The organism is Rhodococcus sp. OK519, from assembly GCF_003051005.1.
Classification (GTDB): Bacteria; Actinomycetota; Actinomycetes; order Mycobacteriales; family Mycobacteriaceae; genus Prescottella.
The window spans coordinates 432,471-445,649 of sequence record NZ_QAOW01000003.1; the positions used below are offsets into that span (position 1 = coordinate 432,471).

16 protein-coding genes are annotated in these 13,179 nt (G+C 67.9%); 7 read left to right on the top strand and 9 right to left on the bottom strand.

What is annotated here, in order from left to right; all coding sequences use genetic code 11:
* Positions 1–9 precede the first annotated feature (9 nt).
* Genes ispF through carD form a run of 3 tightly spaced genes read right to left on the bottom strand, consistent with a single transcriptional unit; the run spans position 10 to position 1,673 of the window.
* Positions 10–486 carry a 2-C-methyl-D-erythritol 2,4-cyclodiphosphate synthase gene (gene ispF, locus C8K36_RS12010; RefSeq protein ID WP_107984695.1) on the bottom strand — a complete coding sequence of 159 codons (477 nt, stop codon included), beginning with the start codon at positions 484–486 and terminating at the stop codon, positions 10–12.
* Positions 487–498: 12 nt separating this feature from the next.
* On the bottom strand, positions 499–1,182 hold the full coding sequence (ispD, locus tag C8K36_RS12015; RefSeq protein WP_107984696.1) for a 2-C-methyl-D-erythritol 4-phosphate cytidylyltransferase: 684 nt from the start codon (positions 1,180–1,182) through the stop codon (positions 499–501).
* 2 nt (positions 1,183–1,184) lie between these two features.
* Complete coding sequence (gene carD / locus C8K36_RS12020; protein WP_107984697.1) at positions 1,185–1,673, bottom strand: RNA polymerase-binding transcription factor CarD; 489 nt, start codon at positions 1,671–1,673, stop codon at positions 1,185–1,187.
* Positions 1,674–1,970: 297 nt separating this feature from the next.
* On the opposite strand from carD, the gene C8K36_RS12025 reads away from it, so the two are divergent.
* Both C8K36_RS12025 and radA read left to right on the top strand, forming a co-directional pair.
* A complete protein-coding gene (locus tag C8K36_RS12025) occupies positions 1,971–2,570 on the top strand; it encodes a hypothetical protein (protein WP_107984815.1) in 600 nt (199 codons plus the stop codon).
* Between the two features lie 77 nt (positions 2,571–2,647).
* Entirely contained in the window at positions 2,648–4,036 is a 1,389-nt protein-coding gene (gene radA, locus C8K36_RS12030) for a DNA repair protein RadA (RefSeq protein WP_107984698.1), read from the top strand.
* A gap of 104 nt (positions 4,037–4,140) precedes the next feature.
* Here the strand turns inward: radA and C8K36_RS12035 are convergent, their stop codons facing one another.
* Positions 4,141–4,701 (bottom strand): PaaI family thioesterase, encoded by a 561-nt coding sequence (locus tag C8K36_RS12035; RefSeq protein ID WP_107984699.1) that lies wholly within the window; start codon positions 4,699–4,701, stop codon positions 4,141–4,143.
* An 84-nt stretch (positions 4,702–4,785) separates the two neighbouring features.
* Between C8K36_RS12035 and disA the strand changes: the two genes are divergently transcribed.
* On the top strand, positions 4,786–5,880 hold the full coding sequence (disA, locus tag C8K36_RS12040) for a DNA integrity scanning diadenylate cyclase DisA (protein ID WP_107984700.1): 1,095 nt from the start codon (positions 4,786–4,788) through the stop codon (positions 5,878–5,880).
* Positions 5,881–5,907: 27 nt separating this feature from the next.
* Here disA and C8K36_RS12045 read toward each other — a convergent pair whose 3' ends face one another.
* Complete coding sequence (locus C8K36_RS12045) at positions 5,908–6,588, bottom strand: hypothetical protein (protein WP_107984701.1); 681 nt, start codon at positions 6,586–6,588, stop codon at positions 5,908–5,910.
* A gap of 68 nt (positions 6,589–6,656) precedes the next feature.
* The gene (locus C8K36_RS12050) at positions 6,657–7,283 is read right to left on the bottom strand and encodes a carbonic anhydrase (RefSeq protein WP_107984702.1); all 627 of its coding nucleotides are present in this window, start codon (positions 7,281–7,283) and stop codon (positions 6,657–6,659) included.
* An 86-nt stretch (positions 7,284–7,369) separates the two neighbouring features.
* Here C8K36_RS12050 and C8K36_RS12055 point away from each other — a divergent pair, with 86 nt between their 5' ends.
* Positions 7,370–8,257 carry an A/G-specific adenine glycosylase gene (locus C8K36_RS12055; RefSeq protein ID WP_107984703.1) on the top strand — a complete coding sequence of 296 codons (888 nt, stop codon included), beginning with the start codon at positions 7,370–7,372 and terminating at the stop codon, positions 8,255–8,257.
* Between the two features lie 5 nt (positions 8,258–8,262).
* On the opposite strand, the gene C8K36_RS12060 is transcribed toward C8K36_RS12055, so the two are convergent.
* Positions 8,263–9,009, bottom strand: coding sequence for an alpha/beta fold hydrolase (locus tag C8K36_RS12060; RefSeq protein WP_107984704.1), 747 nt, complete (start codon positions 9,007–9,009; stop codon positions 8,263–8,265).
* A 68-nt stretch (positions 9,010–9,077) separates the two neighbouring features.
* On the opposite strand from C8K36_RS12060, the gene mhuD reads away from it, so the two are divergent.
* From mhuD to C8K36_RS12075, 3 genes are all read left to right on the top strand, one after another.
* Entirely contained in the window at positions 9,078–9,392 is a 315-nt protein-coding gene (mhuD, locus tag C8K36_RS12065) for a mycobilin-forming heme oxygenase MhuD (RefSeq protein ID WP_107984705.1), read from the top strand.
* A gap of 256 nt (positions 9,393–9,648) precedes the next feature.
* Positions 9,649–9,843, top strand: a complete 195-nt coding sequence (locus tag C8K36_RS12070) for a CbtB domain-containing protein (protein WP_107984706.1) — start codon at positions 9,649–9,651, stop codon at positions 9,841–9,843.
* Positions 9,834–10,646, top strand: a complete 813-nt coding sequence (locus C8K36_RS12075) for a CbtA family protein (RefSeq protein ID WP_107984707.1) — start codon at positions 9,834–9,836, stop codon at positions 10,644–10,646. Before C8K36_RS12070 ends, C8K36_RS12075 begins: the two co-directional genes overlap by 10 nt.
* 1 nt (position 10,647) lies before the next feature.
* Here C8K36_RS12075 and C8K36_RS12080 read toward each other — a convergent pair whose 3' ends face one another.
* Both C8K36_RS12080 and C8K36_RS12085 read right to left on the bottom strand, forming a co-directional pair.
* Positions 10,648–11,397 carry a DsbA family oxidoreductase gene (locus C8K36_RS12080; protein ID WP_420910878.1) on the bottom strand — a complete coding sequence of 250 codons (750 nt, stop codon included), beginning with the start codon at positions 11,395–11,397 and terminating at the stop codon, positions 10,648–10,650.
* A gap of 63 nt (positions 11,398–11,460) precedes the next feature.
* Positions 11,461–13,143 (bottom strand): class I adenylate-forming enzyme family protein, encoded by a 1,683-nt coding sequence (locus C8K36_RS12085; protein ID WP_107984709.1) that lies wholly within the window; start codon positions 13,141–13,143, stop codon positions 11,461–11,463.
* Between the last annotated feature and the right edge of the window lie 36 nt (positions 13,144–13,179).

Sequence of the window (13,179 nt, forward strand, 5' to 3'; positions counted from 1 at the left end):
CGAGCGATTCTACCGGGCGCCATCAGCGGGGATGATCAGCGCGGTCGCCACCGCAGCTATGCCTTCGCCGCGGCCGGTGAGCCCGAGGCCGTCGGTGGTCGTCGCCGACACCGACACCGGCGCTCCGAGGACGTCGCCGAGCACCCGCTGGGCTTCTTCGCGACGCGGACCGATTTTGGGCCGATTGCCGATGACCTGCACCGACGCATTGCCGACCACGTAACCGGCATCGCCGAGCAGTCGCCGGACCTCGGCGAGCATCCGCACGCCGGATACGCCGTCCCATTCGGGCCGCCCGGTTCCGAACACCGAGCCCAGATCGCCCAATCCCGCCGCAGACAGGAGCGAATCACACAGTGCGTGGGCCGCGACGTCGCCGTCCGAGTGCCCGGCGCAGCCGTCGGTCTCCTCGAACAGAAGCCCCGCCATCCAGCACGGACGCCCCTTCTCGATCGGATGGACATCGGTGCCGATTCCGACTCGCACGCTGGGAACTCCTTACTCGGATCCGGCCTGCCCGAGCAGAACCCTGGCCAGGGCGAGATCCCACGGTGTCGTGATCTTGAATGCCTCGGGTTCGCCGACGATGGTGCGCACCCGCTCACCCAGCCGCTCGACCAGTCCGGCGTCGTCGGTCGCATCACCGTTGACGTCCTGGTAGGCGCGACGGAGGAGGTCTGCATCGAAACCCTGCGGCGTCTGGACGGCCCGCAACTCCGAACGCGGCGGAGTGCCCGTCACCGTGCCGAGCACGTCGACGGTCTTGATGGTGTCGCTCACCGGCAGCACCGGAACGACGGCGGCCCGACCGGCGTGCAGTTCCGCAACGACCCTCGCGATCAGCGACGGCGGGGTCAACGCGCGGGCGGCGTCGTGCACCAGCACCAGTTCCGCATCCGAGGCCGCGGCGAGTCCCGCCCGAACCGAATCGGCGCGTTCCTCGCCACCCACGACGACGAGAACCTCGTCGGGCAGCTCGGCTCGGGCGGCCTCGACGAGGTCGTCCGGCACGATCACGATGACCGCGTCCACGGCGCCCGAACCGAGGAGTCCGTCGACAGCACGGCGCAGCATGCTGCGCCCGCCCAGCTCGACGAACGCCTTCGGTACGGACTCGCCCAGCCGGACTCCGCGCCCGGCCGCAGGGACCAGTGCTACGACCGGCCCCCTGTTGTCACTCACTGTCAGGACGCTGCGGCCAGGACCTCATCGAGGATGATGTCTGCCTTGGCGGCGTCGGTGCCCTCCGCCAGGGCGAGCTCACCCACGAGGATCTGTCGAGCCTTGGCCAGCATCCGCTTCTCACCGGCGGACAGGCCACGATCCTGCTCGCGTCGCCACAGATCACGTACGACCTCTGCGACCTTGTTCACATCACCCGAGGCCAACTTCTCCAGATTTGCCTTGTAACGGCGAGACCAGTTCGTAGGCTCCTCGGTGTGCGGCGCACGAAGCACCTGGAACACCTTGTCGAGACCCTCCTGGCCGACCACGTCACGAACACCCACGTACTCGGCGTTATCCGCAGGAACGCGAACGGTGAGATCACCCTGCGCGACCTTGAGAACGAGGTATTCCTTCTGCTCACCCTTGATGGTGCGGGTTTCGATCGCCTCGATCAACGCCGCTCCGTGATGGGGGTATACGACGGTGTCTCCGACCTTGAAAATCATCTGTCCCGTGCCCCTTTCGATCTTTCGAGTTTAACACGTGACCAAACGATCGTCCCATCAACAGCGCAGGTCAGGGGCGTCGTTACCTGATCTTAGGGCTTGACAGAGTGCTCCAACCGTGCATTTCGACCCCCCGGAAAGGCCCTTCCGGAGCGCCACCACGGACGCCCGATCCTGTACTCCGCCAACCGTTGCGCGCCCGACACGACCTCGTAACGAGTACCCAGCGCGCGGCGTCTCGAGGCTGACTACTACTCTGCCTAGTGGATTGTGAACCTGACCCATGGAGGACAACCCGTGACTGCTCTCAAAGCGTCGCCGACTCGCCGAGTCCTGGCCGCTGTCGCTCTCGCTGCCGGCGCGACGCTCGTGCTGTCCGCATGCGGTGCGGGTCAGATCTCGCAGACCGCGACCCAGGTTGCTGCCATCAACGGCAACCAGGCTACGAGCGGCGACATCGCACTGCGCAACGTGCACGTCGTCTACCCCAACTCCGAGGAATACAGCATCGAGCCCGGCGGCAACGCGGCGCTCGCATTCACCGCTGCCAACCTCAGCGAGTCGAAAACAGACCGTCTGAAGGACATCAAGACGGACTTCGCCGGCTCGGTGAAGATCGACAAGAAGGACGGCACCCTCGAGATCAAGCCGCAGGCTGCTCTCGGCGCCGGCAACCCGGATGTCACGGTGCCCGAGCAGGCACCCGAGCACGTCAGCCTGATCGACGTCACGCTCGAGGACATCCGCGAGGGCGTCCGCCCGGGCCTCACCTTCCCGGTCATCTTCACGTTCGAGAACGCCGGCGACATCGTCGTGCAGGTTCCGGTCGACGCCGGCCCGCTGGTCGAGCGCCACGAGTCGGACAAGTCTCCGGACGTGGCCGAGGGTCATCACTGATCCACAGCACTTCGGGAAGGCCCGGGCGACACCGTCGCCCGGGCCTTTCTGTCTGTGCGGGCCACTAGGATTCGCGGGTGGCCAAACCCAAATCCAGCTTCAAGTGTTCGTCGTGCCAGTACACGGTGGCCAAGTGGGTGGGCCGCTGCCCCGAGTGCGGTACGTGGGGCTCGATGGACGAGGCCCCGGTCCTCGCGGCGGTCGCGTCCCGGCCCGGCGCGTCACTGGCCCGAGCCGGCGCGGCGGCGCTCCTGCCGTCCACTCCCGCGACGCCGATCACCCAGATCGACAGCAAGGCGACCCAGGCCAAGGCGACGGGGGTCGACGAACTCGACCGCGTGCTCGGCGGCGGCGTCGTGCCCGGGTCGGTCGTGCTGCTGGCCGGCGAGCCCGGTGTGGGCAAGTCGACCCTGCTGCTCGAGGTCGTGCACCGGTGGGCGTGCCGCAGCGCCGACGACCGGGCCCTGTACGTCACGGGTGAGGAGTCGGCCGGGCAGGTGCGCCTGCGCGCCGACCGCACCGGCGCGGTGCACGAACGGGTGTACCTGGCCGCGGAGTCCGACCTCGCGACGATCCTCGGACACGTCGAGCAGGTCCGCCCCACACTGTTGATCGTCGACTCGGTACAGACCATGCTCGCCGCCGACGTCGACGGTGTCGTCGGTGGTGTCACCCAGGTGCGGGCGATCACGAGCGCACTGACATCACTCGCGAAGGCCAGCGGTGTGCCCGTGTTGTTGATCGGTCACGTCACCAAGGACGGCGCGGTCGCCGGACCGCGGTCGCTCGAGCACCTGGTCGACGTCGTCCTGCATTTCGAGGGCGACAAGCACTCGAGCCTGCGCATGGTCAGAGGCATCAAGAACCGATTCGGCGCGGCCGACGAGGTGGGCTGCTTCGAACTGCGCGAGGACGGCATCGTCGGTGTCAGCGACCCGTCCGGGCTGTTCCTGCACCATCGGGCCGACGAGGTGTCCGGTACCGCCGTCACGGTCACGATGGACGGCAAGCGCCCGCTACTCGGCGAGGTGCAGGCGCTCGTCGCGCCCACCAACAACCCGTCGCCCCGCCGCGCGGTCAGTGGGCTCGATTCGGCACGCGTGTCGATGGTGCTGGCGGTCCTCGAACGCCGCCACGGCATCAAGCTGTCCGACAAGGAGGTCTACGCCGCGACGGTCGGAGGGATGCGCATGACGGACCCGTCGTGCGACCTGGCCCTCGCGGTCGCGGTCGCGTCGGCGGGCAAGAACCGGCCGATTTCGGCGGGCACCGTCGTGCTCGGTGAAGTGGGGCTGGCCGGGGAGGTCCGACGGGTGTCCGGCGTGGCCCGCAGGGTCGCCGAGGCCGCACGCCTGGGATTCACGCGCGCGGTGGTCCCTGTCGACTCCGGTGACGTGCCGAAGGGTATCCGCTCGATCGAGGTCGCCAACGTGGGAGACGCACTCCGGGCGCTGAGCCTGAGTTAGGCCTTTCGGGACAGAACATCGTCGGCCGACACTGGAGCAACTCCGTGCCGAGCATGGAGTGGCAGCCGAGATCAACCCCTCTATCCGTGTCGAAGAGCGGGGCGTCAGACCGCGGAGGTACCGAACGGCGATGAGGGTTCGCCGTCGACGAACGCCGCGGTGGGCGCGAAGTGCTCCGGATTCACGGTCAGGAACAGGCCCCGCGACGTCGCGACCGGAGTCTCCGGATCGGCGCCGGGGCCCTCGACGATGAACGCCTCCGAGGTCGTGTACGCCTTGCGGCGCACGGTGCCTTCGAGTCGCGCCCGGAACTGCAACACCGAACTCAGCGGGATGGGGCGAGCGAAGTCGATCTCCAGGTGCGCCGTGACGACGGGGCCGCCGAGCACCATGCACGCCATGCCCTGCACCTCGTCGAACGCGGTCGACAGGATGCCGCCGTGGATCACTCCGGGGCCGCCCTGATAGCGGTTGGCCACCTCGAGGCGGCCCGTGACGGCCAGCTCCTCACCGGCCTGGAAGCTCATCGCCATGCCGGCGGGCTGGTCGTCACCACATCCGAAGCACTTGGACCAGTGCTGCGGGAGTGCTTCCCCGGGTACGGGAAACCAATCCGGCAGCTCCGGAAGAACGAGGTCATCGGGCAAGGTCCAAGTACTGCTCACAACTAGGTAATGTAGATGCGGCCCGACCGCGGCCCGTATGCGGCACGGCAAGATGTGACGTCGACCGCACCAGGGGGATTCGCGATGACCGATGTGCCGCCGTCGACTGCGTCACGTGACACCCGCGAAACCATCGCCCGCCTCGCCCCCGGAACCGCCCTCCGCGACGGGCTCGAACGCATCCTGCGCGGGCGCACCGGCGCACTGATCGTGCTCGGCTACGACGAGCAGGTCGAGGAACTGTGCGACGGCGGCTTCGAACTCGACATCGACTTCGTGCCGACGCGCTTGCGCGAGCTGTCGAAGATGGACGGCGCCGTCGTGCTGTCGACGGACGGCACCCGCATCCTCCGCGCCAACGTGCAGCTGGTTCCGGACCATCGGATCCCGACAGTCGAATCGGGCACCCGGCACCGCGCGGCCGAGCGCACCGCCATCCAGACCGGGTATCCGGTCGTGTCGGTGAGCCAGTCGATGAGCATCGTCAGCGTGTATGTCGGCGGAATCCGACACGTCATCAACGCGTCGGAAACCATCCTGTCGCGTGCGAACCAGGCGGTGGCCACCCTCGAGCGGTACAAGTCGCGCCTCGACGAGGTCACTCGGCAGCTGTCGGTGGTCGAGATCGAGGACTTCGTGACGCTGCGCGACGCTCTGACGGTGGTACAGCGGCTCGAGATGGTTCGCCGCGTCTCGGTCGAGATCGAGCAGGACGTGCTCGAACTCGGCACCGACGGTCGCCAGCTCGCCCTGCAGTTGGAGGATCTCGTCGGCGACAACGACACCGTCCGCCAGCTGATGGTCCGCGACTACCTGGCAGGAAGCGAGCCCGCATCCGCGACCGCGGTGGAGAACACGCTCGCGGCGATGGACAAGCTCACCGACGTGGATCTACTCGACCTCACGACGCTCGCACGGGCATTCGGCTACCCCGGCACGATCGAGGCGCTCGATGCACCCATGAGCCCCCGCGGTTACCGCGTGCTCACCCGGGTGCCCCGCCTGCAGTTCATGCAGATCCATCGCCTCGTCAGCTCGTTCGGAACGCTGCAGGGTCTGCTGGCAGCCACCGCCGCGGACCTGCAGTCCGTCGACGGCATCGGCGGCCTGTGGGCAAGGCACATCCGGGAGGGCCTGTCGCGGCTCGCCGAGGCGTCGATCAGCGGCCCGTACGACTAGTCGGCCGGTCAGCCCCGACACAGCACGTCAGGCGATGTTGAACGGCTCCGGACTGCTGCGCAGGGACCCCAGCTGTCCCACCACTGTGTAACCCCCGGGTGCGACCGCCTCACGCGGCGCGGTGCAACCCGGGGCAGACGTCTTACCGGACCACTTGACGGTGAAACCGGCCTGTTTGCCCGGCTCCAGCGTCCGCACCTCGGGAGCCGCGGACGGGAAGCAGTCGACGTTGGACCACAGCCGGTCCTTGCCGTCGAGGGAGTAGACGAGCACCTGCTGGAGGCTCGATCCGAGGTCGCGCTCGCACGTGCTGGTGCCGATGTTCGTGATCGCGATCGTGAATCCGGGCTCTTCCCCAGCCTTGTACTGCGGAAGATCGGGAGTCACTCTCAGCGCCAGCGACTGGTCTGTGCACTCCTTGGACGGATTGCCGGTGGTGGTGCTCGGCGCCGTCGTGGTGCTGGACGCTCCGGCGCTCGAGGCGTCGGTCGCCGACGGATCGGCGGACTCCGACGCGTCCGGCGCCGCGTTCGGTTCCGTCAGCTCGGACGAAGCCGCGGCGGCAGCCGACTCGGGTTCGTCGTCGCCGCCACCGATGGACAGGACGATCCACACGATCAGCACGAGCGCCACGACGGCGCTGCCGATGGCGAGCGCCCGCCGACGCCAGTAGATCTCCGGGGGAAGCGGTCCGTTCGGTTCAAGCACGGCTCAACCGTAATTCCACGAATACAACACCCGCATCAGCACACTCGGCGTGTCGCCCCGGGTTCACGTCAGTCGACGGTCTCACCCACATCGCCGACCACGCTCTGCAGCTTGATGTCGCCGTCGGACAGCTTGTAGGTGACGCCGACGATGGCGCACTTGCCCGCCTCGACAGCCTCGGAGATGATCCGCGATCGCTGCATCAGCAGCGAACCCGTCTCGACGACGTGGCGGCCCTCGAGTTCGTCGACGGTGGTCAGACCCTCGCGGCGGCCCATCAGGATCGACGGCGAAACGCGCTCGACGACGTCGCGAATGAAGCCGGCCGGGATGTTGCCGTTGTCGAGGGCGTCGAGCGTGGCCTTGACGGCACCACAGCTGTCGTGGCCGAACACGACCACCAGCGGAACCTTGAGGACCGCGACGGCGTACTCGATGGAGCCGAGGACCGCGCTGTCCATCACGTGACCGGCGGTGCGGACGACGAATGTGTCACCGAGGCCCTGGTCGAAGATGATCTCGGCGGCGACACGGGAGTCGCCGCAACCGAAGATCACCGCGGTCGGATACTGGGCGTCGACCAGTTTCGCCCGGTCGGCAATACCCTGGCTCGGATGCAGCGGGGTTCCGCTGACGAAGCGCTCGTTACCCTGCTTGAGGGCCTTCCAAGCGGAGATCGGGTTGGAATTGGGCATGAGGCAATTGTGCACCCTTCGCCGCTCGGCGTCTCGGCGGACCTGACGAATGCCTTAGGGACGAACAGAAAGTGGTGAGAGTTTCGGTGGCTTCCACGTCAGTGGACAGTGCGGCGCTACTGCGGTGGTACGGCGAACAGGCACGCGACCTGCCGTGGCGCCGCGAAGGTGTGACCGCCTGGCAGATCCTGATGAGCGAGATCATGCTGCAGCAGACACCGGTCGTCCGTGTGGCCCCGATCTGGGAGGAATGGGTCCGGCGGTGGCCGGTGCCGTCGCTGATGGCGGCGTCGAGCCAGGCGGATGTCCTGCGAGCCTGGGGCAAGCTCGGCTACCCGCGGCGGGCGCTCCGCCTGCACGAGTGCGCAGGCGTCCTGGCGGCGGAACACGGTGACGCCGTCCCCACCGACGTCGACGTCCTGCTGAGCCTGCCGGGCATCGGCGACTACACCGCCCGCGCGGTCGCATGTTTCGCGTACGGACAGCGGGTTCCCGTGGTGGACACCAATGTTCGACGGGTCGTCGCTCGGGCCGTGCACGGCCGCGCCGATCAGGGCAACCCGTCGACCAAACGCGACATGGCCGACGTCGACGCACTCCTGCCCCGCACCCGCGAACGCGCAGCCCGCTTCTCGGCCGCGCTGATGGAATTGGGTGCCACCGTCTGCACCGCCCGCACCCCGGACTGCGACGCCTGTCCCCTGCCCCGCTGTACCTGGGTGGAGGCGGGCCGACCCGCGTACGCCGGCGAGCCGCGCAAGGTGCAGAAGTTCGCCGGCACCGATCGCCAGGTGCGCGGGAAGCTGATGGACGTGCTGCGGGGCACCGCGCATCCGGTCGAGCGCGCCCAACTCGATCTCGTGTGGCTCAGCGACCCCGGCCAGCGCGACCGCGCGCTGGACTCACTGCTGGTCGACGGGCTGATCGAGCAGACCGAGGACGGCCTGTTCGCCCTGGCCGGCGAGGGGAACTGACGCCCTCATCCGAGGGACGTCAAGAACTCCTCGACCGCATCGCGGTACCGCCCGGGCTGATCGTCGTGGACCAGATGTCCGGCGTCGGCGACCCACACGTACTGCGCGTCGTGGCCGTCGAGCATGCGTTTCATCTGCCCCTCGGGGGTGATGGTGAACTCGCCCTCGATGAGCAGCGCGGGCGCCCGCACCGCATCCCACTGCTCCCAGAAGTCGCGCGTGCCCCACTCCTCCGAGATGTCCCGGAAGGTCGCGACACTGCCGTGCAGGTACCAGCCGTCGGCGCGTCGCTCGAACGAGTCCAGGAAATAGCGGCCCGCGACCTCCCCGAAGAACTCGAGCACCGACTCCTCGCTGGGAAACGGCTGCGGCCACGCGGAAACCATTGCCGCCCAGTCCTGCGCGGTGCGGCCGCGGAAGTCCGGGGCCATGTCCTCGAGCACCAGCGCCCGGACCCGGTCGGGATGCGCAGCGGCGAAGCACCACGCGTGCAGCGCGCCCATCGAATGGCCGATCACGGTGAGCGGCTCGTCCAGCCCGTCGAAATCGCTGAGCGCGGCGGCGAGGTCATCGACGAACAACTCCGTCGTCGGATCGCCGTCGATCGGACGACCGTGACCGGCTGCGTCGAACGTGTAGACGTGGCCGTGTTCGCGCAGCCACGAAACATGCCGCGACCACGTCCGTGAACTTCCCATCAGCCCGTGCAGGAGCAGTATCGGCCGCCCCGCCCCACCCTCGTCGTGCAACACGGGATCGACGGTAGCCGAATGCCCGCGGTACAGGGGAGGACAACTGCCTCGGGAGTACCCTCGCGGGCATGGCAGTCGTGAAGATCAACGCAATCGAGGTACCCGAGGGCGCCGGCCCCGAACTGGAGAAGCGGTTCGCGAGCCGCGCCCACGCGGTCGAGAATTCGCCCGGATTCCTCGGGTTCCAACTCCTGCGTCCGGTGAAGGGCGACAACCGCTACTTCGTGGTGACGCAGTGGGAGTCCGACGAGGCGTTCCAGGCGTGGGCGAGTGGCCCGGCTCGCGAGGCCCACGCCGGCGAGCGCGCGAAGCCTGTCGCCACGGGCGCCTCACTGCTCGAGTTCGATGTCGTGCTCGACGTGGCGGCCAAGCGCGAATCCTGATTCCGCGAATCCTGATTCACTGCCCGCAGCTCGGGCGAGAATCGCCCATACAAGACATACCGGTCACGGTGTCAATCGCTCGATTGACACCGTGACCTGCATGGTGCCAAAGTTCGCTCGACAGAGCGATGGGTCGACGGTAATCCGGTGTCATTCCGGAGCGGTCGCGCCACTGTGATCGAGGGAACACCCTCGGGAGCCAGACACCTCGGCCATCGCATGGACCTAGCGGGACGCGAAATCCCAGGAGGCACCGATGGCAATCGCCTATTCACCCGACAGATCGGCCGAGACGGCCACCGTCGCACTCATCGCCGCGGCAGTCGTACTGCTCGCGATGCTCACGCTCTACCTCGTCGGATTCGACCAGGGCGCAATCTCCCGCAGTGGCATGTACATGCACGAACTGATGCATGACGGTCGTCACCTGCTGGGTGTGCCGTGCCATTGAAACCACTGACGACGATCACCGAGACCTTCAAGACCCTCCTCCTCCGTGGCCTGCTGGCCGGCCTGATCGCAGGCCTGCTGGCAGGTGCCGTCGCGTTCACACTCGGTGAACCCCACGTGCAGTCCGCGATCGTTCTCGAGGAATCCGCTGCCGCACCGGAGACGGATCACCACGCGAGCGAGGCGGCACCGCACGACACCGAAGCTGCGGAATCCGCTGAGCCTGAGGGTCATGCACACGGCGACGATGCCCTCGTCAGTCGCACAGGTCAGCGATTCGGCCTGTTCCTGGCCACCGGCCTCGCCGGTCTCGCGTTGGGCGCGATCTTCGCCGTAGTCGTGCACTACGCACGCCGGTTCACCACGATGGCGGGTCCCCTCCTCGCCATCGTGGTGGCTGGATGCGGCTGGCTCGCAATCGAAGCCGTGCCGTTCTTCAAGTACCCGGCCAACCCACCGGCCGTCGGCGATCCGGAGACGATCAACGAGCGGACCCTGCTGTGGCTCGCGTCGGTGATCCTCGGTCTCGTCGCGGTGGCGGCAGCCGTGTACGCAGGCCGCGCTCTGCGCAACCAGCAGTTGGTGACGGCCCGCGTCATCGCCCGGGTGGCAGCGTTCCTCGTGGTCGTCGCCATCGGGTACATCACGCTGCCCGGGATCGACGAGGTGGGCGAGGACTTCCCCGCCACCCTGCTGTGGCAGTTCCGCATCTCGTCCCTCGCGACACAGGCAAGCCTGTGGCTAGCGCTGGGGCTGGCGTTCGCATTCCTCACCGAACGCGCCGCCCGCCGCACGATCCGCTAGCTCAGATCGCGCACGAGTCGTCGTTGCAGCCCTCGGCCTCCCCGCCGAGGGCTGCACTGGTTTCGCCCTCCGCATCCTCGAAGGCCTGACGAAGCAACTCGCCGAACACGTCCTGCGGCTGCGCACCCGACACCGCGAGGCGGCGGTTGGCGACGAAGAACGGCACCCCGGACACCCGAAGCTCCTTGGCAGCGTCGAGGTCGGCCCGCACCACATCGGCGGCGGCATCGCCGTCGAGCGCCGCAGCGACCTCGGCGCCGTCCATCCCGACCGTCGCAGCGATCTCGACCAGCACGGCGCGGTCGTCGATCACCTTCCCGTCCGCGAAGTGCGCACGGAACAACGCCTCGAGCAGTACGTCACGCCGCTCCCCCGCCAGGTGCAGCAGGCGGTGTGCATCGAAGGTATTGGCCGCGATCACGGTGTCGAAGTCCATGACCAGCCCGTCGGCGGCCGCGGTCGTGGCGACGTGCGCGAACATCTGACGGACCTGGTCGGCCGGCATGCCCTTGTGCTCGACCAGTGCCTCGAGCTCACCGCGCCGCGCACCCACCGGAGTGTCCGGCGCGAGCTGGTACGAGCGCCACACCACCGACACCCGGTCCCGGTGCGGAAACTGGTCGAGGGCATCCGTGAAGCGGCGCTTCCCGATGTAGCACCACGGGCAGGCGATGTCCGACCACACCTCGATCAGGACGGTCGGCAGAGCGGACTCGGTTCCAGCGTGCACGGCAGGGGCATTGTTCTCGATGGTCACGACGCATTCGAACACACGGCGGCGACGTGTTGTTCCGTGCGCGCCGTGTGACCCCGGTCAGCCCCTGCCGAGTTCCTCGCGGAGCACCCGCTTGAGGACCTTGCCCGTACTGCTGCGCGGCAGGCCCGCGCGCCCCTTGGCGATGACGAGTCGCTGCGGCGTCTCGCCCGGATCGACACCGCGATCCTCGAGAAACTGCACGATCTCTTCGAGACTGAGGACGGCACCGGGCGAGCACGCGACGACAGCGACAACCTGCTCACCGACGCGCCCCTCGGGGCAGCCGATCACGGCCACTTCGGACACCGCCGGATGCTCGGCGATGATCACCTCGAGGTCGACCGACCCGATCCGCACCCCGCCCCGCCGGATGATGTCCGAGGCGCGGTCGACGAACCTCAGGTACGCGTCGTCGGGTCCGTCGATGACGAACAGGTCGCCGGTCATCAGGAACCCCTCCGCATCGAACGGATCGCGATCACGTGCGGGGTTGAGGTACCCCGCGAACACCGTCGGGCCCGTCACCCGCAGTTCCCCGAGGACTCCAGGCTCGGTGATCTCGGCCCCGGTCTGCTGATCCACCAGCTTCAGCACCGTGCCCCGCCCGTCGCCGCATCGGGGATACAGCAGCGCGCGCGGGTGATCCGACGAGCGGGCATCCGGATCCGACCGCAGGCTCACGCCCTCGATCGTGCCGAAGAAGTTGACGAGTTGAACACCGTGCCGATCCCGCCAGCGCTGCACCGTCTCCGGCGCGAGATGTCCTGCACCCACGCCGACCCGGGTGAGGGTGGACAGATCCACGGCAGGCCCCTCACAGGACTCGACGGACGCCAGCATCGAGGGACGCCCGGCCGTGTACGTGACCTTCTCCTCGGCGATCTGTCGCACGAATACGTCCAGGCGGAACGGCTGATGCTGAACCAGGATGCACCCGGTCGACAGCCACGGCAGCATCGTCCCGATGATCCCCGCCGAAGTCATCATCGGGAACGGATTGAGGACCACGTCGTCGGCTGTGAGCCCGGCCGCCTCGACCACACCGCGCGCGTGGGCGAGGGACTCGCAGTGGGCGTGCGGCACACCCTTCACGGCGCCCTCGGTGCCGGACGTCCAGCAGATGGCGATGCAGTCGTCGGGCGCGGCGCGGTCGACTGCGCCGTTCGCGGCGACTTCGGCCGCATCCGCGGCGGTGGGCACGCCGTGACCGATCCTTACGACACCGTCAGGGACGCCGACACCGTAGCTGAACACTGTCCGCATGGTCGGGATCTGCGATCGCGCCGAGATCACCCGTTCAGCAACGTGATTGGACCCGATCCGGGCAGCAGTGACGAACGCACTCGCACACGATTCGTTGCAGAGTTCGACGATCTCGCGTTCGACGGACTCGATCGCGAGCAGTGAGACGATCGCGCCGATCCGCCACGCGGCGAGGATGACTACAACCTGCTCGATGGTGTTGGGAAGCTGGACGCCGATCACCTCACCCGCACGGACGCCGGACCGCAACAGGGTCGCAGCGAGCCGATCGACCTCGCCGTCCAACTCGGCCCACGTGATTCGGCCGGGGACCGCGTCCACGTAATCGGACTTGTCCACCGGGTCGACGACTGCGAGCTGATTACCCCGTTCGCGCACCCTGTCGGCCAGCAACTGCTGGACGGTGTCCTGCGTCCAGACACCGGACTTGGTGTACTCGTCGATGCGGATCTGAGGGTGAATCTTCAGGCTCCCCATGGGCCCTCCCTTTCTCGCGATCCGACGTCCCCGACA